The organism is Aquabacterium humicola (assembly GCF_030167915.1).
GTDB lineage: Bacteria > Pseudomonadota > Gammaproteobacteria > Burkholderiales > Burkholderiaceae_C > Pseudaquabacterium > Pseudaquabacterium humicola.
Genome location: NZ_JARGNB010000004.1, coordinates 362,073 through 385,544 on the forward strand (window position 1 = coordinate 362,073; position 23,472 = coordinate 385,544).

At 70.0% G+C, this 23,472-nt stretch carries 21 protein-coding genes; 5 read left to right on the forward strand and 16 right to left on the reverse strand.

The features are described from left to right. Positions 1-10: 10 nt before the first annotated feature. The 4 genes from creC to P1K89_RS20460 all read right to left on the reverse strand — a co-directional run bounded on the left by creC (position 11) and on the right by P1K89_RS20460 (position 3,815). Positions 11-1,456: a two-component system sensor histidine kinase CreC gene (gene creC / locus P1K89_RS20445; RefSeq protein WP_284618351.1), complete on the reverse strand. Its 1,446-nt coding sequence runs from the start codon at positions 1,454-1,456 to the stop codon at positions 11-13. Positions 1,457-1,541: 85 nt separating this feature from the next. Further along, positions 1,542-2,240 (reverse strand): two-component system response regulator CreB, encoded by a 699-nt coding sequence (gene creB, locus P1K89_RS20450; RefSeq protein ID WP_284618352.1) that lies wholly within the window; start codon positions 2,238-2,240, stop codon positions 1,542-1,544. Positions 2,241-2,252: 12 nt separating this feature from the next. Then, a complete protein-coding gene (locus P1K89_RS20455) occupies positions 2,253-2,894 on the reverse strand; it encodes a MarC family protein (protein WP_284618353.1) in 642 nt (213 codons plus the stop codon). Positions 2,895-2,900: 6 nt separating this feature from the next. Beyond that, a complete protein-coding gene (locus P1K89_RS20460; RefSeq protein WP_284618354.1) occupies positions 2,901-3,815 on the reverse strand; it encodes a hypothetical protein in 915 nt (304 codons plus the stop codon). 205 nt (positions 3,816-4,020) lie between these two features. Between P1K89_RS20460 and rbp the strand changes: the two genes are divergently transcribed. Next, complete coding sequence (gene rbp, locus P1K89_RS20465; protein WP_284618355.1) at positions 4,021-4,521, forward strand: RNA-binding regulator; 501 nt, start codon at positions 4,021-4,023, stop codon at positions 4,519-4,521. Positions 4,522-4,623: 102 nt separating this feature from the next. Here the strand turns inward: rbp and P1K89_RS20470 are convergent, their stop codons facing one another. From P1K89_RS20470 to P1K89_RS20485, 4 genes are read right to left on the reverse strand one after another with little or no spacing between them, the layout of a single operon-like run. Continuing rightward, the gene (locus tag P1K89_RS20470; RefSeq protein WP_284618356.1) at positions 4,624-5,409 is read right to left on the reverse strand and encodes an SDR family oxidoreductase; all 786 of its coding nucleotides are present in this window, start codon (positions 5,407-5,409) and stop codon (positions 4,624-4,626) included. Next, the gene (gene lptC, locus P1K89_RS20475) at positions 5,406-6,152 is read right to left on the reverse strand and encodes an LPS export ABC transporter periplasmic protein LptC (RefSeq protein ID WP_284618357.1); all 747 of its coding nucleotides are present in this window, start codon (positions 6,150-6,152) and stop codon (positions 5,406-5,408) included. The genes P1K89_RS20470 and lptC overlap by 4 nt, the downstream gene beginning before the upstream one ends. Positions 6,153-6,169: 17 nt before the next feature. Continuing rightward, the gene (locus tag P1K89_RS20480) at positions 6,170-6,748 is read right to left on the reverse strand and encodes a KdsC family phosphatase (RefSeq protein WP_284618358.1); all 579 of its coding nucleotides are present in this window, start codon (positions 6,746-6,748) and stop codon (positions 6,170-6,172) included. Continuing rightward, positions 6,748-7,746: a KpsF/GutQ family sugar-phosphate isomerase gene (locus tag P1K89_RS20485; RefSeq protein WP_284618359.1), complete on the reverse strand. Its 999-nt coding sequence runs from the start codon at positions 7,744-7,746 to the stop codon at positions 6,748-6,750. The genes P1K89_RS20480 and P1K89_RS20485 overlap by 1 nt, the downstream gene beginning before the upstream one ends. A gap of 104 nt (positions 7,747-7,850) precedes the next feature. Between P1K89_RS20485 and P1K89_RS20490 the strand changes: the two genes are divergently transcribed. Then, a complete protein-coding gene (locus tag P1K89_RS20490) occupies positions 7,851-9,851 on the forward strand; it encodes a monovalent cation:proton antiporter family protein (RefSeq protein WP_284618360.1) in 2,001 nt (666 codons plus the stop codon). A gap of 22 nt (positions 9,852-9,873) precedes the next feature. Here P1K89_RS20490 and P1K89_RS20495 read toward each other — a convergent pair whose 3' ends face one another. From P1K89_RS20495 to rpmH, 6 genes are all read right to left on the reverse strand, one after another. Continuing rightward, the gene (locus tag P1K89_RS20495) at positions 9,874-11,724 is read right to left on the reverse strand and encodes a calcium-binding protein (protein ID WP_284618361.1); all 1,851 of its coding nucleotides are present in this window, start codon (positions 11,722-11,724) and stop codon (positions 9,874-9,876) included. A 172-nt stretch (positions 11,725-11,896) separates the two neighbouring features. Next, positions 11,897-13,306, reverse strand: coding sequence for a tRNA uridine-5-carboxymethylaminomethyl(34) synthesis GTPase MnmE (gene mnmE, locus P1K89_RS20500; RefSeq protein WP_284618362.1), 1,410 nt, complete (start codon positions 13,304-13,306; stop codon positions 11,897-11,899). Positions 13,307-13,756: 450 nt separating this feature from the next. Further along, entirely contained in the window at positions 13,757-15,424 is a 1,668-nt protein-coding gene (gene yidC, locus P1K89_RS20505) for a membrane protein insertase YidC (RefSeq protein ID WP_284618363.1), read from the reverse strand. After that, a complete protein-coding gene (gene yidD / locus P1K89_RS20510; RefSeq protein ID WP_350081776.1) occupies positions 15,421-15,699 on the reverse strand; it encodes a membrane protein insertion efficiency factor YidD in 279 nt (92 codons plus the stop codon). The genes yidC and yidD overlap by 4 nt, the downstream gene beginning before the upstream one ends. An 18-nt stretch (positions 15,700-15,717) precedes the next feature. After that, positions 15,718-16,197 carry a ribonuclease P protein component gene (locus P1K89_RS20515; RefSeq protein ID WP_284618364.1) on the reverse strand — a complete coding sequence of 160 codons (480 nt, stop codon included), beginning with the start codon at positions 16,195-16,197 and terminating at the stop codon, positions 15,718-15,720. A 41-nt stretch (positions 16,198-16,238) separates the two neighbouring features. Beyond that, positions 16,239-16,376 carry a 50S ribosomal protein L34 gene (rpmH, locus tag P1K89_RS20520; protein WP_284618365.1) on the reverse strand — a complete coding sequence of 46 codons (138 nt, stop codon included), beginning with the start codon at positions 16,374-16,376 and terminating at the stop codon, positions 16,239-16,241. Between the two features lie 203 nt (positions 16,377-16,579). Here rpmH and dnaA point away from each other — a divergent pair, with 203 nt between their 5' ends. The 3 genes from dnaA to gyrB all read left to right on the forward strand — a co-directional run bounded on the left by dnaA (position 16,580) and on the right by gyrB (position 21,978). Then, positions 16,580-18,016, forward strand: coding sequence for a chromosomal replication initiator protein DnaA (gene dnaA / locus P1K89_RS20525; protein ID WP_284618366.1), 1,437 nt, complete (start codon positions 16,580-16,582; stop codon positions 18,014-18,016). Positions 18,017-18,249: 233 nt separating this feature from the next. After that, positions 18,250-19,368: a DNA polymerase III subunit beta gene (dnaN, locus tag P1K89_RS20530; RefSeq protein ID WP_284618367.1), complete on the forward strand. Its 1,119-nt coding sequence runs from the start codon at positions 18,250-18,252 to the stop codon at positions 19,366-19,368. Positions 19,369-19,470: 102 nt separating this feature from the next. Further along, positions 19,471-21,978 carry a DNA topoisomerase (ATP-hydrolyzing) subunit B gene (gene gyrB, locus P1K89_RS20535; RefSeq protein ID WP_284618369.1) on the forward strand — a complete coding sequence of 836 codons (2,508 nt, stop codon included), beginning with the start codon at positions 19,471-19,473 and terminating at the stop codon, positions 21,976-21,978. A gap of 70 nt (positions 21,979-22,048) precedes the next feature. Here the strand turns inward: gyrB and P1K89_RS20540 are convergent, their stop codons facing one another. Further along, positions 22,049-22,303, reverse strand: a complete 255-nt coding sequence (locus P1K89_RS20540) for a hypothetical protein (RefSeq protein ID WP_284618370.1) — start codon at positions 22,301-22,303, stop codon at positions 22,049-22,051. Positions 22,304-22,395: 92 nt separating this feature from the next. Next, positions 22,396-23,400, reverse strand: coding sequence for a catalase family peroxidase (locus tag P1K89_RS20545; RefSeq protein ID WP_284618371.1), 1,005 nt, complete (start codon positions 23,398-23,400; stop codon positions 22,396-22,398). Between the last annotated feature and the right edge of the window lie 72 nt (positions 23,401-23,472).

Below are 23,472 nucleotides of genomic sequence, written 5' to 3' on the forward strand. Positions count from 1 at the left end.
GCCTAACGGCTCACCGGCGCGGCAGCGACAGCCACACCTGCAGGCCGGGCGCGGCCTGCTCGAAACGCAGCGTGCCGCCGTGCAGCAGCACGATCTGGCGCACGATCGCCAGCCCCAGGCCGCTGCCCTTGCGGCCGTCGGCCTCGCGCGGCGTCGAGAAGAAACGCTGGCCCAGCTGCGGCAGCGCGTAGTCGGCGACGCCGGGCCCCTGGTCGCGCAGGCCCAGCACCACCGCGTCGGCCGTCGCCACGACGGACCACACCAGCGTCGAGCCGGCGGGCGCGAAGCCGAGCGCGTTCGCCAGCAGGTTCGACAGCGCGAGCCGCAGCTGTTCCGCATCGCCCGGCACGCTGGCCTCGTCGCGCTGCCGCCAGTCGATGAAGAGGCCGCGCCGGCGCAGCGCTGGCGCCTGCTCGGCCAGCAGGTCGTCGGCCAGCGCCCGCAGCGACACCGGCTGTTGCTCGGCCGGCGCACGCAGGCTTTCCAGCTTCGACAGCTCGAGCAGCCGGTCGACCAGCTCGCGCAGCCGCTGCACCTGCTCGCCAATCTGGCGCGCGAAGCTTTCGCGGTCGGCCTCGGGCAGTGCGTCGCCGAGCAGCTCGGCCGCGCCGGCGATCGCCGTCAGCGGGCTCTTCAGCTCGTGCGTCAGCGCGCGCATCGCCTGCTCGACATGGCCGCGGTCCTCCAGCCGGTCGCGCATCGCGCCCATCGCCTGCGCCAGCTCGCCGAGCTCGCCGGGCAGCGCCGGCACCGGCTGGTCCTCGCCGGCGCGGGCCTGCTGCGCATAGCGGCGCAGCGTGCGCACCGAATGCACGGTCCACAAGGTGACGCCGACGCCGACCGCCAGCGACAACCCGAGCAGCCAGGCGCCGGCGACGAGGATCTTGCGCTCGGCGCGGTCGATGAACTGCTGCATCGTGCGCACCGGCTTGGCCACCGTCAGCACCCCGACGGTGCGGCCTTCGTGCAGCACCGGCGCGGCGACGTAGAGCACCGAGCTGCCCTTGTCGTCGGCGACCTCGCGCGTGGCGCGGGCGCCGTACTCGCCGCGCAAGGTGCGCGCCACGTCGCGCCAGCGCGAGTAGTCGGCACCGGTGGCCGGCCCCTGGTCGCCGTGGCCGCCGTCGAAGACGACCCGTCCCGCGGCATCGGTGACATAGACGCGGAAGTCGAGGCTGCGCTTGTGCAGGCCCCAGATCTGCGCATCGATCTCGCGCGCACGGTAGCGCTTCAGGCTCTGCGCGAAGGCGCCGCCTTCGAGCGTCGCGCCGGCCGGCATCGCCGCCAGCTCAGCCGCCGCGTTCTCGGCCAGCAGGTGCGCGGCGTCGACGAGGATGTCCTCGGTGACCTCGCGCACGCTGGGCTGCACCTCGGCGACGAAGACGCGCAGGATGAAGAAGGCCGCGAGGCCGGCGATGACGAAGAAGCCGAACAGCAGGCGCAGGCCGAGGTGCATCGGCTCAGAGGCTGAGGCCGGGCTGGTCCTTGCGGACCAGCCGTTCGGGGGGCAGGAGCGGAGCGACGTGGGGGCCCATTGCTCGTCAGCGCACGACCAGCTCGTAGCCCATGCCGCGGTGCGTGACGATCGGTTCCAGGTCCGGCCGCAGCGCCCGCAGCTTCGCGCGCAAGGTTTTGATGTGCGTGTCGACGGTGCGGTCGCCGGCCTCGCTGTCGGGGCCCCAGGCGGCGGCGAACAGCGTTTCGCGCGGCACGATGCGCCCCGGCGCCGCGATCAGCGTGCGCAGCAGTGCGAACTCCAGCCGGGTCAGCGGCAGCGGCTCGCCGCAGAAATGCACCCGCTGGCCGGCAACGTCGAGCGCGAACAGCGACGCGTCCGCGGCGGCGGCCGGCGCCGACGCGCGCCGCAGCAGCGCGCGCACCCGGGCCACCAGCTCGCGCGGGCTGAAGGGCTTGGCCATGTAGTCGTCGGCACCGAGCTCGAGGCCCAGCACGCGGTCGAGCTCCTCGTCGCGCGCGGTCAGCATCAGGATCGGCAGGCGCGCGAGACGCGCGTCGGCGTCGTGGCGCAGCGCGCGGCACAGGTCGAGCCCGCTGCCGTCGGGCAGGCCGACGTCGAGGATCGCCAGCGCCGGCGGCGCGGCGGCCAGGCGCTCGCGCGCGGCACCCACCAGCAGCACCTGCTCGACCGCGAAGCCTTCGCGCTCGAGCGCGAAGGCCACGGTGCGGGCGATCGCCGGATCGTCCTCCAGCAGCAGGATGCGCGGCGCAGCCGGCAGCATCGTCGGCGGCGCCTAACGCTGCAAAGGCGCGGCAAGGATCGGGAACAGCTTCTGCAGGCCGTCGGCCAGCAGCTCGACGGCCATCGCCGCGAGGATCAGCCCCATCAGCCGCGTCATCACGTTGATGCCGGTCGTGCCGAGCACCCGCGCGATGCGGCCCGAGGCCATGAACGCGACGTACGTGGCCACGCCGATCACCACGCCATAGCCGACCAGCACCGCATGCTCGACGAGGGTGCGCGTCTTCTCGGCGTAGATCACCATCGTCGAGATCGTTGCCGGGCCGGTCAGCAGCGGGATGGTCAGCGGCACCACCGCCACCGACATGCCGGCATCGGCCTTCGCATGGCCCTCGTCGACGTCGTCCTTCTTGCTCTCGGCCGGCTGCGCATTGAGCATGTGCAGCGCCGACAGCAGCAGCAGCACGCCGCCGCCGACCTGGAACGACGCGATCGAGATGCCGAAGAAGTTGATGATGTGCAGGCCGGCGAGGCCGCTGATCGCGATCACGCAGAAGGCGGAGAACGACGCCACGCGCAGCGTGCGCTGGCGCTGCTCGCGCGACAGGCCTTGCGTCAGCGCGAGGAAGAACGGCACCGCGCCGATCGGATTGACGATCGCCAGCAGCGCGATCAGCGGTTTCAGCAGGTCCATGGCGGTTCAGGGCGCCGGGTACGGCGGCGGTGCAGCGTCCGGGTCGGGGTGCACGGCGAGGAACACCGCGCAGAGGCCGCGAAGGTACACCACGCCGGGCAGCACGAGGCCGAACGCGAACACCGCGCCGGCGCCGGTGACCGCGGCGGCGGTGTACGGCCCCAGCCCCGGCGGCGTGCCGCGGCCGAACAGCGCCCCCAGCACCGGCTGCGGCGCGATGTCGAGCCCGACCAACACCGTGGCCAGCGCGACCAGCAGCCGGCCGCCTGCCAGCAGCACGAAGGTGACGAGGCCGGCCACCGTCGCGCTGAGCAGGCTGACCGCGGCCGACAGCAGCAGCAGCTGGGTCACGCGGCCGCGCAGCTCGGTGCGCAGCAGGCGCAGCACGGCGCCGATGCGCAGCCCGGCCCACACGGCCGGCGCGGCCAGCGGTCCGACGAAGCCGACCAGCAGCAGCGCGGCCACGCCGAGCAGCGGCACCGCGAACGGCACCACGAAGGCGATCAGCGACGGACCCAGCAGCGTGGCCAGCCACAGCAGTCCGGCGGCGCCCGCCAGCAAGGCCGCCATCAGCAGCAGCACGCACAGCACGACCACCAGCAGGCGGTGCCCGCGGCCCAGCGCATCGGCCAGCGCATCGCGGGGATGGCGCGGCGTGCGCCCGCAGGCCTCGTCCATCAGCACGATGCCGGTCGCATTGCTGCCGTAGAACACGACGAAGAAGGTGGCCGCCGCGGCCACGATGGCCCAGAGGTCGGATTGCGCGATCAGCGCGCGCCGGGTCGCCCACAGCAGCAGGCCGGCCAGCGCGGTGGTGGTCATCAGCAGGTAGAGCGCGCGCCCGTTGCGCACCGCATCGACGCTGGCCAGCACCATGTCGAGCGCCTGCAGAGGGGAAGGACCGGCATGTTGTACCCGCATCACAACCATGATACGTGCGGGTTAGCCCTTGGCCGACGTGGCTGGTCGCGTCCAAGACTTTGTGCCCATAATGGCACGAGGGGGTGGTTCGAGCCGTGTGCTTTGTCCGCCGCCTGTGGTGAGGGTCGCCTTTAGCTTGAGTGGTTCACGCTGGGTAGAAGCTCCACATCGTCTCTATATCGTTTGAAGAAGGAGCTTCCCCGTCATGGGAAACAAGCTTTACGTGGGCAACCTCGCCTACTCGGTGCGCGACGAATCGCTGCAGACGGCGTTCTCGCAATTTGGCACCGTGACCTCCGCGAAGGTCATGATGGACCGCGAGACCGGCCGCTCGAAAGGCTTCGGTTTCGTTGAAATGTCGTCGGCGGCGGAAGCGCAGGCAGCCATGAACGCGATGAACGGCCAGCCGCTCGAAGGCCGGGCCATCGTCGTCAACGAAGCACGGCCGCGCGAAGAGCGCCCGGGTGGCTTCGGCGGCGGCGGCGGTGGTGGCCGCAGCCCGTACGGCAACCGCGGCAACTTCGGTGGCGGCGGCGGCAGCGGTGGTGGCGGCTACGGTGGTGGTGGCGGCGGTTACGGCGGCGGCGGTGGCGGCTACGGTGGTGGTGGTGGCGGCGGCTACGGCGGTGGCGGCGGCGGTGGCCGCAGCCCGTATGGCACCGGTCGCGGCCCGCGTGGCGGCGGCGGTGGCGGCCAGGGCTACTGATCCCCGGCTCGCTGGTCGAGCCGACGCAAGAATGGGGCGCCTCTCGGCGCCCTTTTTGCTTGTCAGCAGGCGCCTACGGGCGCCTGCGGCTCTTGCGCCCGGCTACTCGTGCTGCCGCCGCTTGCGCGGCCGGCCGGCGAGCAGGCGGTCGTACAGCGCGTTCGGCAACAGGCGCAGCAGCTTGGCGACGACGCCCATCTGCCACGGGATCACGCGGTAGCTGTCGCCGGCGACGATGGCCCGGAACGCGCGGTCCGCGAAGGCGTCGGCCGGCATCAGGAAGGGCATGCCGTAGCGGTTCTTCTGCGTCAGCGGCGTGTCGATGTAGCCTGGCGTGATGGTCACCACCTTGACGCCGAAGGGCCGGCATTCACCGCGCAGGCTTTCGCAGTAGCTGATCACGCCGGCCTTGCTGGCGCAGTACGCGCCATGTCCGGGCAGCCCGCGGATGCCGGCGACGCTGGCGATGCCGACGAGGCGGCCGCTGCGGCGGCGGCACATCGGCGCGACGAAGGGCTGGAAGGTCGCGGCCATGCCGAGGTTGTTGGTCTCGAAGGTGGCGCGCATCACCTCCAGGTCGGTGGGGTCCGCGGTGTCCATCCCGACGCTGATGCCGGCGTTGGCGATGACCGCGTCGGGCAGGCCGAAGTCGGCGATGCAGGCTTCGCCGGCGGCGCGGATCGATGCGAGGTCACGCACGTCGGCGGGGAAAACGCGGAAGCGGTCGGCCGCATAGCCCTGGGCCCGCGCCCACTGTTCGACCTCGGCGCCGCGCCGCGCAACCAGCGCCAGCCGCCAGCCTGCTGCATGGAAGCGCGCCGCCAGCGCCTGGCCGATGCCGCTGGAAGCCCCGGTGATGAAGACGATGGGCGCCGGCGCGGTCGTCATGAGCTGCCTTCCTTGCGTCGTTCGGTGCCAGCCGGCGCGGTGGGTGTGCGAGCGCCCGGGCGGAAGGTCGAGCGCACCGGGCCCTGCAGCACGAGCTGGCGCGTCAGGTGGTCGTAGTCCAGGCCCGCGGCGCGCGTCTCGTCGCCGCCGCGCCGCACCTGCACCGGCAGGTGCGAACGCAGGCGTTCGAAGCGCAGGAAGGCATGCAGGAACTCGCCGTCGATCTGCAGCCGGTCGCCGCCCTCGACCTGGCTGATCACCTGCGCGCCGCCGATCAGCTGCACCTCGCTGCCGTCGCTGTTGGCGAGCGCGCGCCGGGCGCTGGCGTCGGTGGCGCGGCCATCCGGTGCGCGGGCGTGGATGCGCACACCGTCGATCTCGAAGTGGTCGGTGTCCGGGTAATGGCGCAGCACGTCGCCGTCGATGCGCACCGCGAAGCGGCCTTCGGCATCGAAACGGGTGATGCTGAAGCGGTGCATCGTGTAGTCGGGCTCGTGGCGCGGCGCCGACGGGCCCGCCGGCGCGTCGGGCGAGGGCGTGCGCTTGACCAGCCACCAGGTCGATGCGGCGAGCGCGGCCATCAGCAGCAGCGGCAGGTACGACGACAGCAGGTTGCGCAGCCGCAGGCCCCACGGCACCGGCTGCCGGCGTTCGGCCGGCGGCGCCAGCGGCCGCAGGCTGACGGGCACCTCCGGCAGGTCCGGCAGGTGCAGCTCGGGCGGCGGCGTCGCGCTGCTGGTCACGGGGGGATGGCGGCGGCTCAGCGCCCGTCGAGCGTGCGCCGCGTGCCCTCGAGCAACGCCGCGTAGCGGCCGCAGGCCATCAGCAGGATGTCGCAGAACTCGCGTGCGGCGCCGGCGCCGCCGCGGGCGCTGGTCACGTGGTGCGCCAGCGCGCGGGCCTCGGCGTGGGCGTCGGGCGGCGCGCAGGCGAAGCCCACGCGTTCGAGCAGCGGCAGGTCGGGCCAGTCGTCGCCGATCGCGGCGAGCTCGCCGAAGCCGATGCCGAGCTCCAGGCACAGCTGGTCGGCCACCAGCAGCTTGTCCGACGCGCCGTAGTAGGCGCGCTGCAGCCCCAGGTCGGCCACGCGCCGGCGCAGCGCCTTCGAGTCGCGGCCGCTCAGGATGATCGGCTCGATGCCGGCCTGCGCCAGCAGCTTCAGGCCGTGCCCGTCGAGCACGTGGAAGGCCTTCATCCGCTCGCCGTGCTCGTCGATGTAGAGCCGGCCGTCGGTCAGCACGCCGTCGACATCGAAAATCGCGGCCCGGATGCCGAGGCCGCCGCCCTGTGCGCGCAGCAGCAGCTCGGGCGGGAAGCTCAACGCCGGGCGCTGCACCATCAGACCACCTTGGCGCGCATCAGCTCGCCGATGTGCAGCATGCCGACCAGGCGCTGCTCGGCGTCGGTCACCAGCACCGAGGTGATGCGGTGCGCTTCCATCAGCTCGGCGGCGGCGGCGGCCAGCGCGTCGGGGCGGATGGTCTTGGGCCGCGGATGCATCACCGCGCCGGCGGTCAGCGCGCGCAGGTCGTCGCCCTTCTCGACCTGGCGGCGCAGGTCGCCGTCGGTGAAGATGCCCAGCACGCGGCGCTCGGCGTCGACCACCACCGCCGCGCCCAGGCCCTTGGCCGACATCTCGCGCATCATCGCGGTGAAGCCGGTGTCGGCGCTGACCACCGGCAGCGCGTCGCCGGTGCGCATCAGGTCGGCCACGTGCACCAGCAGCTTGCGACCCAGCGCGCCGCCGGGATGCGAACGCGCGAAGTCTTCCTCGCGAAAACCGCGCGCGTCGAGCAGCGCGACGGCCAGCGCGTCGCCCAGCGCCATCTGCGCGGTGGTGCTGGCGGTGGGCGCGAGGTTCAGCGGGCAGGCCTCCTGGTCGACGGCGCTCGACAGCACGATGTCGGCGTGGGCGGCGAGTGTCGACAGCGGCTTGCCGGTCATCGCCACCAGCGTGACGCCCAGGCGCCGCAGCGTCGGCAGGATGGCGGCCAGCTCCTCGCTCTCGCCGCTGTTGGAGATTGCCAGCACGACGTCGCCGGACGTCACCATGCCAAGGTCGCCGTGGCCGGCCTCGGCCGGGTGCACGAAGAACGCCGGCGTGCCGGTGGAGGCGAACGTCGCGGCGATCTTGCGGCCGACATGGCCGCTCTTGCCCATGCCCATCACGATCACGCGGCCGGTGCAGGCCAGCATCGCCGCGACGGCGCGGGTGAAGTCCTCGCCCTGGCGCGCGGCCAGGCCGCTGATCGCCGCCGCCTCGATCTCGAAGGTGCTGCGCGCCAGCGCGAGCGCACGTTCTGCGCGTTGCGGGTCGAAGGGAATGGGTCGGCTCATGGGGATGGCGGGGTCGCGGGGCGCTGATCGCTCGCGCAAAGCTGCGCTGGTGGCTCGCTTAGGATCGGGCATTCTAGGCAGGCGCATGGGCGCCACGCGCACGCATGGCATCCCACCTCGAACTGGCGCTGTTGTACCTCGTGGCCGCGGTCTTCGGCGTGGTGGTCTGCCGTTCGCTGAAGCTGCCGCCCATCCTGGGCTACCTGGCGGTGGGCGTGCTGATCGGGCCGAAGGCGCTGGGCTTCGCCGCCGACTCCGCCGGCGTGAGCTACCTCGCCGAGTTCGGCGTCGTCTTCCTGATGTTCGTCATCGGGCTCGAGTTCAACCTGCCGAAGCTGCGCAGCATGCGCACGCTGGTGTTCGGGCTCGGGCTGTCGCAGGTCACGCTGACGATCGCCGGCGCCGTGCTCGGCAACGTGCTGCTCGCCGCCGCTTTCGCCTGGCTCGGCCGGCAGTGGGAGCTGTCCTGGCAGGGGGCGATCGCGCTCGGCGCCGCGATGGCGATGTCATCGACCGCCATCGTCGTCAAGCTGATGGCCGAGCGCCTGGAAATGGAGAGCGAGCATGGCCGGCGCGTGATGGGCGTGCTGCTGTTCCAGGATCTCGCGGTGGTGCCGCTGCTGGTGCTGATTCCGGCGCTGGGCGCCGGCGCCGAGCGCATGGCGCCGGCCCTGGCCTTCGCGCTGGTGAAGGCGGTGGCGGTGCTGACCTTGCTGCTGATGGGCGGCCAGCGCGTGATGCGCTGGTGGCTGACGCTGGTGGCGCGGCGCAAGAGCGAGGAGCTCTTCATCCTCAACCTGCTGCTGGTGACGCTGGGGCTGGCCTGGCTGACCGAGCATGCCGGGCTGTCGCTGGCGCTGGGCGCCTTCGTCGCCGGCATGCTGGTAGCCGAGACCGAATACAAGCACCAGGTCGAGACCGACATCCGGCCCTTCCACGACGTGCTGCTGGGCCTGTTCTTCATCACCATCGGCATGAAGCTGGACATGCGTCCGGTGCTCGAGCAATGGGGCCTGGTGCTGCTGCTGACGCTGGTGCCGGTGGTCGCGAAGGCGGTGCTGGTCGCGCTGCTGGCCTGGGCCTTCCGCGCGACGCCGGGCGTCGCGATGCGCACCGGCCTGTACCTCGCGCAGGCCGGCGAGTTCGGCTTCGTGCTGCTGACGCTGGGTGCCGACAACGGCCTGATCGCCGCGCGCTGGATGAGCCCGGTGCTCGCCAGCATGGTGCTGTCGATGCTGGCGACGCCCTTCGTCATCATGTACAGCAACCGCATCGTGATGCGGCTGCATGCCGGCGAGTGGCTGCTGCAGTCGGTGCAGCTGACCTCGATCGCCAAGAAGTCGATCCGCACCGAGGCCCACGTGATCATCGCCGGCTACGGCCGCAGCGGCCAGAACCTGGCGCGCCTGCTCGACACCGAGCACATCCCGTACATGGCGCTCGACCTCGACCCCGACCGCGTGCGCAACGCCGCCGCAGCCGGCCAGAGCGTAGTGTTCGGCGATGCCGCGCGCCTGCCCAGCCTGATGGCCGCCGGCCTGGCGCGCGCGAGCGCGGTCGTCGTCAGCTACCACGACACCGCGTCGGCGCTGAAGATCCTGCACCTGGTGCGCGAGCACGCGCCGCGCGTGCCGGTGATCGTGCGCACGATCGACGACACCGACCTCGAGAAGCTGCGCGACGCGGGCGCCACCGAAGTGGTGCCCGAGGCGATCGAGGGTTCGCTGATGATGGCCGCGCAGACGCTGGCGCTGGTGGGCGTGCCGATGCGCCGGGTGATTCGGCTGACGCGGGACGCGCGCGATGCGCGTTATCGGCTGCTGCGCGGCTACTTCCACGGCGCCGACGACGACACGGTCGAAGAGCTGCAGCAGGAGCGGCTGGCGAGCATCGCGCTGCCGGTGGCGGCGGCCTGCATCGGCCAGAAGCTCGCGGACCTGGCGCTGCACGCGGTCGGCGTGAAGGTGGTCTCGGTGCGCCAGGCCTCGGGCCGCGTGGTGCCGGGCGACGACGAACTGCTGCTCGCCGCCGGCGACACGCTGGTCGTCTCCGGCCTGCCCGAGCCGCTGGCGCTGGCGGAGGAGAAGTTGCTGCGCGGCAGCTGAAGTCCGCGCCACCCGGGGACGGTCAGAGGTAGAAGTCGCCCGCGTCCAGCTGGATCGTGCCGGCCAGCACGATCTCGACGTCGACGCCGCCGACACCATCGGTATCGGCCCGCACGACGGTGTTGCCGTTCTCGTAGGCGACGATCACCTGTGCCGGGTGCCAGCCGCTCGAGAAGCCCTGCGTGCCGCGGAAGGTGAACGCCTGGTCCCCGCTGGCAAAGGCGTTGGCGTCGATCATCGACAGGTCGAGCTTGTCGACGCCGTGCTCGAAGTCCATCACCATGTCCTTGCCGGTGGTCGAGCTGCTCTCGAGCGTGCTCATGAACATGAAGCGGTCGGCGCCTCCGCCACCGGTCATCTTGTCGGCGCCCCAGCCGCTGTACAGCGTGTCGTTGCCCCAGAAGCCGTTGATCGTATCGACGCCGTCGCCGCCGAAGATCGCGTCGTCGCCGTTGCCGCCGAACAAGTAATCGTCGCCTTCGTTGCCGTACAGGAAGTCGACGCCGTCGCCGCCGCTCAAGCTGTCGTTGCCGAGGCCGCCATACAGCTTGTCGTTGCCGTTGGCGCCGAACAGCGTGTCGGCGCCGGCGTCGCCGGACAGCAGGTCGTCGCCGTTCTCGCCGTACATCATGTCGTCGCCGGTGCCGCCGTACGCGGTGTCGTTGCCGTCGCCGCCGTAGACCTTGTCGTTGCCGCTCTCGCCGTAGAGCGCATCGTCGCCGCCGCGGCCGAACAGCGTGTCGTGGCCGTTGCCGCCGAACAGCGTGTCGCGGCCGGCGCCCTGGCCGCCGTCGAGCAGGTCGTCGCCGTCGTAGCCCTTGATCTCGTCCCAGCTGTCCCACCCGCCGGTGATCTCGTTGGCCTCGTTGTTGCCCCACAGGTGGGTCGCCGGCGCCGTGCCGGTGTAGACCAGGTTCTCGATGTTGCTCGGCAGGAACGAGCTCGCGGTGGCGCTGAACAGCGTGTCGTCGCCCTGGCCCGCGGCTTCCCACAGGCCCCAGCCGGCGAAGAAGCCGATGTCGGTGCCGGCGTAGCCGTGGTCGCCGACGTGGAACTGATCGTTGCCCCAGCCGCCGTCCATGTTCGGGCGATCGACGCCGACCTCGTGGAGCTTGTCGTTGCCGTTGCCACCGAGCAGCAGGTCCATGTCGTAGCTGCCGTCGCGGCGCGTGCCGTTCGGGTCCGACGGGTCGCGCGAGTAGATCGTGTCGTTGCCGTCGCCGCCGTCGAGGCGGTCGTCCTCGTTGCTGCCGACGATGCGGTTGTCCAGGCCGTTGCCGCGCACGCGGGCAAATTCGTCCGGATCGGCGCCCAGCGCAGCGGCCGGATGGCGAACGACCACCAGGGCCTCGACGTTGGCCGGCATCGTGTACTCGCTCATCTCGTTGAAGAACGAGGTGCCGAGGCGGATGGTGTCGTAGCCTTCGTTGGCGTTCTCGAACACCTGCGGCACCACGTCGTCGACCAGCGTCGAGTCCGAGACGCGGCTGAACGAATAGGTGTCGTCGCCGATGCCGCCGTAGAGCTGCGTGTCGCTCAGCCAGGCGCCGGCGCCACCGGTGGTCAGAATGTCGTTGCCCGCACCGCCGTACAGGCGGTTGCTGCCACCGCCGGCGTACAGCGTGTCGTTGCCCGCGCCACCGTCGAGCACATCGTCCCCGTAGCCGCCGCGCAGCACGTCGTTGCCGTCTTCGCCGTAGAGGTGGTCGTGGTCGTCGCCGCCGTCGACCTCGTCGTTGCCGGCGCCGGCATAGACCCAGTCGTTGCCGTCCTTCGCGTTGATCGTGTCGAAGCCGTCGAGGCCGTAGATCTTGTCCGCGTCGTCGCTGCCGTTGAGCGTATCGGCACCGAGGGTGCCCTTGATGGTGGCCATGAAGATGTTCTGATGTCTCTTGCTGCGCGGCATCGGAAGTGCTTGTCTTCCTTCTTTGTCCGTCCGCCAGCGACAGGCAGGACTGTCGCCGCCGCATGCTGCGCCGCCGTTGCAGCGCCGGTTTCAATGGTTCGGGACCGGTTGCAGCCGCGTTGGCCGCGTCTTTCGGATGCTACTTGCCGATGCAGAAGCGGCCGAAGATCTCGCCCAGGAGGTCGTCGCTGGTGAAGGCGCCGGTGATCTCGGCGAGCGCGTCGTGTGCCAGGCGCAGCTCCTCGGCGAAGAGGTCGAGCGCCGCATCGGCGACCGCCGCATGGACCTGCGCCTCCAGCAGGTGCGCCCGCGTGCGCTGCAGCGCCTGCACATGGCGCTTGCGGGCGATCAGCACGCCTTCGGGCGAGGCATGCCAGCCGGCGCGCTCGAGCAAAGCGCGGCGCAGGGCATCGAGACCGGCGCCGGTGCGCGCCGACAGCGCGATCTGATCGACCGGCACCCGCGACGCGTCCACCGCATCGGCCTTGTTGTGCACATGCAGGATGCGGGCCGGGTCGTCGACGTGCAGCCGTTCGGCGATCGCCGCTTCGGCCGCTTCGTAGCCGGCCTCGCCGCGCCGCGTCAGGTCATGCAGGAAGATCACGGCGTCGGCTTCGCCGATCGCGTCCCAGCTGCGCGCGATGCCGATGCGCTCGACCTCGTCGGCGGTCTCGGGGCGCAGGCCGGCGGTGTCGATCACATGCAGCGGCACGCCTTCGATCTGGATCGTCTCGCTGACCTTGTCGCGCGTGGTGCCGGGAATCGGCGTGACGATGGCCAGCTCGGCGCCGGCCAGCGCGTTCAGCAGCGAGCTCTTGCCGACGTTGGGCTGCCCGGCCAGCACGACCTGCAGGCCTTCGCGCAGCAGCGCGCCCTGCTGCGCACGGTCGAGCACGCCGGCGAGCGCCGCGAGGATGGTCCGCAGCTGGCCGCGCGCGTCGGCCTTCTCGAGGAAGTCGATCTCTTCCTCGGGGAAGTCCAGCGTCGCCTCGACCAGCAGCCGCAGGTTGACGATGCGCTGGCGCAGGAGGTCGACCTGCTGCGAGAACGCGCCGGACAAGGAGCGGCCGGCCGATCGCGCGGCGGCTTCGGTGCTGGCCTCGATCAGGTCGGCGACGGCCTCGGCCTGCGCGAGGTCGAGCTTGTCGTTGAGGAAGGCGCGCTCGGTGAACTCACCGGGTTCGGCCAAGCGCAGGCGCGGCAGGCGCGGCTCGCCGGTGGCCGCGTCGGCCTCGGCGGCCGCTTCGAGGCAGCGCGCGAGCAGCAGTTGCAGCACGACCGGGCCGCCGTGCGCCTGCAACTCCAGCACGTCTTCCCCGGTGTACGAGTGGGGCGCCGGAAAGTGCAGCGCAAGGCCCTGGTCGATCGGCTCGCCGCGCGCATCGAGGAAAGGCCCGTAGCTGGCGTGGCGCGGTTTCAGCGGCCGCGCGACGATGGCCTGCGCGAGCGCGACCAGGCCGCGCCCCGACACCCGAACGATGCCCACCGCACCGCGCCCGGGCGCGGTGGCGATGGCGACGATGGGGTCGTGGTGTCGGGACAGCGGCACCTGGGCATTGTCCCAGGGCCGCGGCAGATGGCGCGGGGTGGAGCGCCGGACCGGTCGCATGACCGGCTCGTTGCACGCTCCAGGGCTGGCGGCTTGAACGCCAGTGGGCCCCGCATTGATCGTTCAGGGGCAGCCGGCGTACCCGCTGCGGTGACTCGCCCCGTCAACCGCATATTCGACCGTCGGCGCGTGGATTCAACCCCCCGAGCCGGCGGTTCGCGCGCGCGCCGTGGCCGTTTTCACGCCGCCTCGGCAGACCAAGGTCATGCAATCAGCGCGCAGGCCTTCAAGCAGGCGCCGCGGATCCGGCTCCGCCGGTCCGCAAGGGGCGCCTTGCAGGCCGCGCCGGGCCTTGCGGCCCGACCGCTCGCCAGGCATAGAAGCTTCGCTTCCACGTCCGGGCTCGCCCCCCTTGAGGGGGAAGCGGCGAAGCCGCTCCGGGGGTGGGCCTTACTTCACGCCTAGCTGCTTGTTGATGAACCACTGCTGGGCGATGCCCAGGATGTTGTTCGTCAGCCAGTACAGCACCAGGCCGGCCGGGAAGAAGAAGAAGAACACGCTGAACAGCAGCGGCATGATCCACATCATCTTGGCCTGCACCGGGTCGGCCGGCGTCGGGTTCAACCAGGTCTGGAACAGCGTCGACAAGGTCATCAGGACCGGCAAGATGTACAGCGGATCCTTGGCCGACAGGTCGGTGATCCAGCCGATCCACGGCGCGTTGCGCATCTCCACCGTCGACAGCAGCACCCAGTACAGCGCGATGAAGAACGGCATCTGAACCAGGATCGGCAGGCAGCCGCCGATCGGGTTGACCTTCTCCTCGCGGTAGATGCGCATCATCTCCTGCTGCATCTGCTGCGGCTTGTCCTTGTAGCGCTCGCGCAGCTCCATCACGCGCGGGTTGATGGCCTTCATCTTGGCCATCGAGCGGTAGGCGCTGGCGTTGAGCCAGTAGAACGCGATCTTCAGCAGCACGACCAGCGCGACGATCGCCCAGCCCCAGTTGCCGATCACCGCGTGCAGCTTGTCGAGCAGCCAGAACAACGGCTTGGCGAGCACCGCAAAGTAGCCGTAGTCCTTCACCAGTTCGAGGCCCGGCGCCAGCGCCTGCAGCTTGTTCTCTTCCTGCGGACCGGCGAACAGCGTCGCCTCGCTGGCCGCCGTCGCGCCCGGTGCCACGGACCCCAGCGGCAGCACCATCGCAACCGAGTAGAGGTTGTCGCCGACCTTCGTCGTGCGGAACTCGCGCTCACCCTTCTGCGGCACGATCCACGCCGTGTTGAAGTAGTGCTGGACCATCGCGATCCAGCCGTTGTCGGCCTTGGTGACGTGGCTCGGCTCGGCGCCGGCCTTGCGCTTCTCGATGTCGGCGAACTCGACCTTCTGGAAGTGCTTGTCGTCGGTGTACAGCGCCGGACCGGTGAACGCGGTCGGCGCCATGAACATGCTGGTCGGCGGCACCGTGCCGTCGCGCACCAGCTGCAGGTACAGCTCGGGCTGCACCGGCGCCGCGGAGCCGTTGTTCACCTCGTGCTTCACGCCGATCGTGTAGTCGCCGCGGCGGAAGGTGTAGGTCTTCTTCAGCGTCACGCCATTGACCGGCGGCGACTCGAAGGCCACCGTCACCGCGTTGCTGCCGTCCTTCAGCGTCGCGTCGCCCGGCAGCAGCTTCATCGGCGTCAGGTGGTTCGGCAACGTGCTGCCGGCCTGCTTGGTCACCAGGCCGCTCTGCGCGATGTACTGCCGATGCGCGCTGCGATCGAACAGCACCAGCGGCTGCTTCGGGTTCGCGTCGTCGGCATGCTTGAGCAGTTCCAGGCGCACGAGGTCGCCGCCCTGGCTGTCGAGCGTGGCCTGCACGACGTCGGTCTTGACGACCACTGTCTCGCTGGCGACCGGCGCGCTCGCGCCGGCGGCGGGCGTGGCCGCGGCGATGCTGGCAGGACCGCCCGTGGCGCTCGGCACGCCGGCCGGTGCCGATCCCGCGGCCACCGGCCGCGGCGCGGCGGGGGCGAAGAAAGAGGGGCGGCCGTTGTGCTTGTTCCAGGCGTCCCACAGCAGGAACAGCGAGGCGGTGAACACCACCCACAGGATGGTGCGGCGCATGTCGGTCATGGGCGGTTCTTCGAAAGCAGGCGGGTGAAGAGGGGGAAGTGCTGCGGCACCGGGTCGATGCCGCCGTCGCACCACGGATGGCAGCGCAGCAGGCGCGCGGTCGCCAGCGTGCTGCCGCCCAGCGCGCCGTGGCGCTCGAGGGCTTCCAGCGCATAGGCCGAACAGGTCGGCTCGAAGCGGCAGGCCGAACCGAGCCAGGGCTTCAGCAGCAGGCGGTAGCCGCGCACGAGCAGGATCAGCGCAGCCTTCGGCAGGTGAGTCAGGCGCTCGAACATCATTCGCGCGGGCCTCGATCAGCGGCCAGCGCGCGCAGGCGCAGGCAATGCGGCGCGCTGCAGCAGGGCGATGAGTTCGTCGCGCGCAGCCGCGCGCAGCGGCCGCGAGGCGGCGCTGGGAAATTGCTGGCGGTCGAAGGGCGCCTTCAGGCGCACCACCCACAGCCCCGGGGCGAGCCCGGAGGCGGCCTCGCCCATCGCGGCGCGGATCTGCCGCTTCAGCAATCCGCGGGTGACCGCCCGCTTCGCATGGCGCTTGGGCACCACGGTGCCCAGCCACCAGCCGGTCGCCGGCGCTTCATCCACAAGCGGTGGGCAACCCCGTGCATCACCTGTGGATAACTCATCCGTCGCGGGCCGCGGGGCCCGGCCGGTGGCCAGCGAAGGCCTGGCCGGGACATGGTGCACGGCGAAGTGAGTGCTGCGCGAACGCGGCGGCTGCGCCAGCACGCGTTCGAAGTCGGCCGATCTCGTGATGGTCAAGAGGGGCCCGACCATGCGCTGGCGGAGATCGCCGTGGATCGCCCGGTTTCAGGCGATCAGACCTGGGTCAGGCGCTTGCGACCCTTGGCGCGGCGGGCGGCGATCACCGCGCGGCCGCCGCGCGACTTCATGCGCACGAGGAAGCCATGGGTGCGGGCACGGCGGGTCTTGGAAGGTTGGTAGGTGCGCTTCATGGCGGCGTTCCTCGAAATACTTTGAAGGTGTCCCCGTCGGGGAAACCCACTATTAGAGCAAAAAGCCCCTTTAGGGTCAAACACTTGCACCACGGAATGCGGGCAAGCGCGGGGCTTGACCGCATCGGCGGAACTGTGGATAACAGCGGCTTGGCCGGGCGAGGGGGCCTACAATCCGGCCGCTCCAGAATAAGTTGTCCACAATGAACCCAGACCTGTGGCAGCTCGGTTGCGAACGCCTCGCGACCGAGTTGCCGGAGCAGCAATTCAACACCTGGATCCGTCCGCTGCCGGCGGCCGACATCGTGGATGACGATGGCGGCGACGGCGCGGTGGCCTCGGTGCGTGTGCCGAACCGATTCAAGCTCGACTGGATCCGTTCGCAGTACGCCGGCCGCATCGAGGGGGTGCTGAGCGAACTCGCCGGCAAGCCGGTGCGGCTGGAACTCTCGCTGGCGCCACGCGAGCCGATGCCGGCCACCCGCACGGGCCCGGCGGCGCATCAGCCGGTGCGCGCAGCGGCGCTGCTGAACACGCAGGCGCTCGCCCATGCCACCAGCGTGCAGCCGTTGTCGGCGCCACCCAACGGTGCGGGCGGCCACCTGCCTCCGGCCGCGCACAGCCATCGCCTGAACACGGCGCTGACCTTCGACACGCTGGTCGCCGGCCGCGCCAACCAGATGGCGCGCACCGCCGCGCTGCACGTCGCCGGTGCGCCGGGCGTCATGTACAACCCGCTGTTCATCTACGGCGGCGTCGGCCTCGGCAAGACCCACCTGATCCATGCCGTCGGCAACGCGCTGCTGAAGGACCGCAGCGATGCGCGCGTGCTCTACCTGCACGCCGAGCAGTTCATCTCGGACGTCGTCAAGAACTACCAGCGCAAGACCTTCGACGAGCTGAAGGCCAAGTACCACTCGCTCGATCTGCTGCTGATCGACGACGTGCAGTTCTTCGCCGGCAAGGACCGCACGCAGGAGGAGTTCTTCAACGCCTTCGAGGCGCTGCTGGCCAAGCGCGCGCACATCATCATGACCAGCGACACCTACCCCAAGGGGCTGGTGGACATCGACGAGCGGCTGACCAGCCGCTTCGACGCCGGGCTGACGGTGGCGATCGAGCCGCCGGAGCTCGAGATGCGCGTCGCGATCCTGATCCGCAAGGCGCAGGCCGAAGGCACCGAGATGCCCGAGGACGTGGCCTTCTTCATCGCCAAGAACGTGCGCGCCAACGTGCGCGAGCTCGAAGGCGCGCTGCGCAAGGTGCTGGCCTACAGCCGCTTCTCGCACAAGGACATCAACATCGGGCTCGCACGCGAGGCGCTGAAGGACCTGCTGTCGATCCAGAACCGGCAGGTCGGGGTCGAGAACATCCAGAAGACGGTGGCCGACTTCTACAAGATCAAGGTCGCCGACATGTACTCGAAGAAGCGGCCGGCCTCGATCGCCAAGCCGCGCCAGATCGCGATGTACCTGGCCAAGGAACTGACGCAGAAGAGCCTGCCCGAGATCGGCGAGCTCTTCGGCGGCCGCGACCACACGACGGTGCTGCATGCGGTGCGCAAGATCGGCGGCGACCGCACGAAGGACACCGAGCTGAACCAGCAGCTGCACGTGCTCGAACAGACATTGAAGGGGTGAGGGCGGGCGGCCGGTCTGTCAAGGCACAAGCCTGTGGACAGTTGTCGAACAAGCGCGCAGTGATCCACAGGCGTGGCGCGCCGAGCGAAGTTGTTCCGTTTCGCGAGCCGGTTTCCCGGCCCGCGCCCCACAGGGTTCGTGCCGTCCTAAACCCTTGAAATTGCAAGCGAAAATAGCGTTCTCCACAGCCGAGCCGGCCCCCTACTAGAACCACTAAGTTCAAAGAGGAAGACATGATTGTTCTGAAAGCTCCACAACAAAAACTGCTCGAGGCGCTGCAGGCGGTCGCGGGCATCGTGGAGCGCCGGCATACGCTGCCGATCCTGGCCAACGTGCTGTTGCGAAAGAACGGCGGCGAGCTCGAGCTGACCACCAGCGACCTGGAGATCCAGGTGCGCACGCAGGCCGAGCTCGGCGGCGACAACGACCGCTACGCCACCACCGTCGGCGCGCGCAAGCTGATCGACATCCTGCGCACGCTGCCGACCGACCAGGTCGTCACGCTGGCTGCCGCGCAGAACAAGCTGACGCTGACCGGCGGCAAGAGCCGCTTCACGCTGCAGACGCTGCCGGCCGACGACTTCCCGCTGGTCAACGAAGCGGTCGACTTCGGGCCGGCCTTCTCGGTGCCGCAGAAGACGCTGAAGGGTCTGATCAACCAGGTGCACTTCGCGATGGCGGTGCACGATATCCGCTACTACCTCAACGGCATCCTGTTCGTCGCCGAGGGCCGGATGCTGACGCTGGTGGCCACCGACGGGCACCGGCTCGGCCTGGCGCAGGCGCAGCTCGACAACGAGATCCCGAAGCAGGAGGTGATCCTGCCGCGCAAGACGGTGCTCGAGCTGCAGCGCCTGCTGAAGGACGAGAAGGACGGCGGCGACGGCGCGATCGAGATGCGCTTCGCCGGCAACCAGGCGAAGTTCAACTTCTCCGGCATGGAGTTCGTCACCAAGCTGGTCGAGGGCAAGTTCCCCGACTACAACCGCGTGATCCCGAAGAACCACAAGAACGCCGTGGTGCTCGGCCGCGCCGCGCTGCTGGCGAGCCTGCAGCGCGCGGCCATCCTGACCTCCGAGAAGTTCAAGGGCGTGCGCGTGAACATCGAGCCCGGCACCTTGCGCATCGCGTCGAGCAATGCCGAGCAGGAAGAGGCCAAGGAAGAGCTGGAGATCGACTACGCCGGCGATCCGATCGAGATCGGCTTCAACGTGACCTACCTGATGGACGTGCTGGCCAACATCAACCACGAGATGGTCCGGCTCGAACTGCAGGACAGCAACTCCAGTGCGCTGATCACCGTGCCCGATCAGACGGGCTTCAAGTACGTGGTGATGCCGATGCGGATCTGAGGCGCCCCGCCGAACCGAATGAGCCGAGCGGGCCCAGTGCCCGCTTCGGCGTTTTGACAGGGTGGCCGCGCCCTTGAGCGGTCAGCCCCACTGAAGAGCCCCATGAGCGATTCCACTCCCTCCCGCCCCGACGACGCCGCCAACCCGAGCCTGGGTTACGGCGCCGAGTCGATCCAGATCCTCGAAGGCCTGGAGGCGGTGCGCAAGCGGCCCGGCATGTACATCGGCGACACGTCCGACGGCACCGGCCTGCACCACCTGGTGTTCGAGGTCGTCGACAACTCGATCGACGAGGCGCTCGCCGGCCATTGCGACGACATCATCGTCACGATCCACACCGACAACTCGATCTCCGTCATCGACAACGGCCGCGGCATTCCGACCGGCGTGAAGATGGACGACAAGCACGAGCCCAAGCGCTCGGCGGCCGAGATCGCGCTGACCGAGCTGCACGCCGGGGGCAAGTTCAACCAGAACAGCTACAAGGTCTCGGGCGGCCTGCACGGTGTCGGCGTCTCGTGCGTCAACGCGCTGTCGAAGTGGCTGCGGCTGACCGTGCGTCGCGACGGCAAGGTGCACTTTCTCGAGTTCGTCCGGGGCGTGCCGCAGGACCGGCTGCTCGAGACGCGCGACGGTTTCGAGGTCAGCCCGATGAAGATCACCGGCGACACCGAGAAGCGCGGCACCGAGGTGCACTTCCTGCCCGACGGCGAGATCTTCACGAACATCGACTTCCACTACGACGTGCTGGCCAAGCGCCTGCGCGAGCTCTCGTTCCTGAACAACGGCGTGAAGATCCGCCTCGTCGACGAACGCAACGCGAAGGAGGACAACTTCGCCTTCGCCGGCGGCGTCAAGGGCTTCGTCGAGTTCATCAACCAGGGCAAGAAGGTTCTGCACCCGAACGTCTTCCACGCGATGGGGGACAAGATGAGCGAGCAGAACACCAACGTCGGCGTCGAAGTGGCGATGCAGTGGAACGACGGCTACAACGAGTCGGTGCTGTGCTTCACGAACAACATCCCGCAGCGCGACGGCGGCACCCACCTCACCGGCCTGCGCGCGGCGATGACACGCGTCATCAACAAGTACATCGAGGACAACGAGCTGGCGAAGAAGGCCAAGGTCGAGATCTCGGGCGACGACATGCGCGAGGGCCTGGCCTGCATCGTCAGCGTCAAGGTGCCGGAGCCGAAGTTCTCGAGCCAGACCAAGGACAAGCTCGTATCGTCCGAAGTACGCGGCCCCGTCGAGGAGATTGTCTCCAAGCTGCTGACCGACTGGCTGCTCGAGAACCCGCTCGACGCCAAGATCATCTGCGGCAAGATCGTCGAGGCTGCGCGGGCGCGCGAGGCGGCCCGCAAGGCGCGCGAGATGACGCGCCGCAAGGGCGTGCTCGACGGCATGGGCCTGCCCGGCAAGCTGGCGGACTGCCAGGAGAAGGATCCCGCGATGTGCGAGATCTACATCGTCGAGGGCGACTCGGCCGGCGGCAGCGCGAAGCAGGGCCGTGACCGCAAGTTCCAGGCGATCCTGCCGCTGCGCGGCAAGATCCTCAACGTCGAGAAGGCGCGCTACGAGAAGCTGCTGAGCAGCGATGCGATCCTGACGCTGATCACCGCGCTGGGCACCGGCATCGGCACCGAGGACTTCAACCTCGACAAGCTGCGCTACCACCGCATCATCATCATGACCGACGCGGACGTCGACGGCGCGCACATCCGCACGCTGCTGCTGACCTTCTTCTACCGCCAGATGTCGGCGCTGGTCGAGGCCGGCCACATCTACATCGCGCAGCCGCCGCTGTACAAGGTGAAGGTCGGCAAGCACGAGCAGTACCTGAAGGACGGCATCGAGCTCGATGCCTTCCTGCTGAAGGTGGCGCTCGACGGCGCCAGCGTGCTGCCCGACGGCGTGAGCGGCACGCGCGCGGCGCTGAACGGCGGCGTGCTGGAGGAACTGGCGCGCAAGTACGTGCTGGCGAACCACGTGATCGAGCGCCTGTCGAACTGGATGGACCTGGAGGCCCTGCGCGCGATCGCCAACGGCCTGACCCTGGACCTCGACAGCGCACCGCAGGCCGAGGCCAGCGCGATGGCGCTGAAGGCCGCGCTGCACGATGCCGAGGTCGAGGCGCAGTTCGACGAGCGCACCGACAAGCACCTGCTGCGCATCAGCCGCCGCCACCACGGCAACCTGAAGAGCAGCGCGATCACGCAGGACTTCGTGCACGGCGCGGACTACGCGGCGCTGCAGGAAGCCGGCGTCACGTTCAAGGACCTGCTGAGCTCGGAAGCGGTCGTGCGCCGCGGCGAAGGCGAGCGCATGAAGGAGCAGAAGGTCGCCGACTTCCGTGCCGCGATGGCCTGGCTGATGGCGCAGGCCGAAGGCGCGGTGGGCCGCCAGCGCTACAAGGGCCTCGGCGAGATGAACCCCGAGCAGCTGTGGGAAACGACGATGGACCCCAACGTCCGGCGCCTGCTGAAGGTGCAGATCGAGGACGCCATCGAGGCCGACCGCGTGTTCACGATGCTGATGGGCGACGAGGTCGAGCCGCGGCGCGACTTCATCGAGAGCAACGCGTTGCGCGCGGCGAACATCGACGTCTGAGCACAGGGGCGGTGTGCGGCTGCCCCGCGGCCTTGCCGGCCGCAGGCGTCGTCGCGAACCAGCGCGGTCCTCAGTACGGGATGTAGGGGCGCTCGGTGGTCGGCAGTCGCGCCGGGCCGAGGAAGTGGTCCAGCGCCAGGGCCAGCGCCTCGCGCTCGTCCGCGCAGCGAAGCCGTGCGAGCGCGGCCTGCAGGCCCTGGCGATCACCTGCCACGCCGGCATCGCGCAGTTGCAGCAGCAGCTCGAGCACATCCACCTGCCGCGGGGCTGCGGCGGCACGGCTGGCGGTCGACGGCGAAGGGAACGGGATCACCATGGCAGCCATGCTAAGAAGGTGGCAGGCGTCCGGCAGATGACTTATTGCCATCGCCGCCCCCCGCGGACCGGGGGGATGTGCCGCCGGCAGGCGCTGCCCGCCTACTGCCTGGCCCCTTCGCCCAGCCGCCGGCCCAGGCCGATCGCATAGGGTGCGGCGCGCGCGCCGAGCAGCGGATCGGCCGAAGGCTCGACACCCTTGGGCAGCACCGTCGGGATGAAGGTCAGCGCCAGACAGGCGCCGCCGCCGTCGGGCGCCACCTCGGTGATGCGCAGCTTGCCCAGCGACACCTTCCTGCGCTCGGCCGGCAGCGGCACCACCGCGCTGTCGAGCTTGTCGCCGCTGTCGGCGATCTGCAGCTGGAAGTCGAAGGCGACGTTGCCGGCCTTGACGCGCTCGCGCAGGTCGGCGGCGAGGAAGTTCGGGCCCTTGGCCTTGGCTTCGTCGTCGCTCAGGCCGGCGGCGCCGCCGATGGGCTCGAAGACCCATTTGCCCCAGGTCTTGCGGCCGCGTGCATCGACGAAGGCGAAGGCGTGCACGCCCCAGTAGTTGACGCTCGCGAAGCTCGCCGGCACCGGCTGGCTGGCGAAGTACCTGCCCTGCAGCAGCACCTCGGGGTTGGCGTCGGCGAAGGCCTTGACCTTGGCCGGGTCGGCCGCCTTGGTGGCCGGATCCGGGCGCAGCGACTCGACGCGGCCGAGCAACTGCTCCGGTGTCGCCGCGCCGAACACGGGCGCCGAGATGTTGCCCATCTGCCAGCTCTCGCCGTCCGGCAGGTTGAACTGCAGCGCGAGGTTGCGCTGGGTCTTCGTGTTGTCGGCGGCGTTCGGATTCGCGCCGCCGACGGAAAAGCGCACCACCACCGGCACCGGCTTGCCGCCGAAGGCCGAGGCCACGGACAGCGCACGCGCCTCGGCGCTGCCGACGAACTCTCCCGTCGCGCACAGGCCCTTGGCGCCCGAGCGGCGGTAGCCCTCGTGCTTGCCGAAGGTCGACTCGAAGGCATCGACCAGCTTGCCCGGGTCGGCCTGGGCTTGTGCGGAAGCCGACGCGGCCAGGGCGGCGGCGGCCAGGGCCAGCGGGGCGGCGAATCGGGACAGGGTCATCAAGCGCTCCAGCGGTCGAGGTGGGTCAAGGTCGGGGTGTGACGAGCGGTCACGGCGGATTGGCCCATCAGT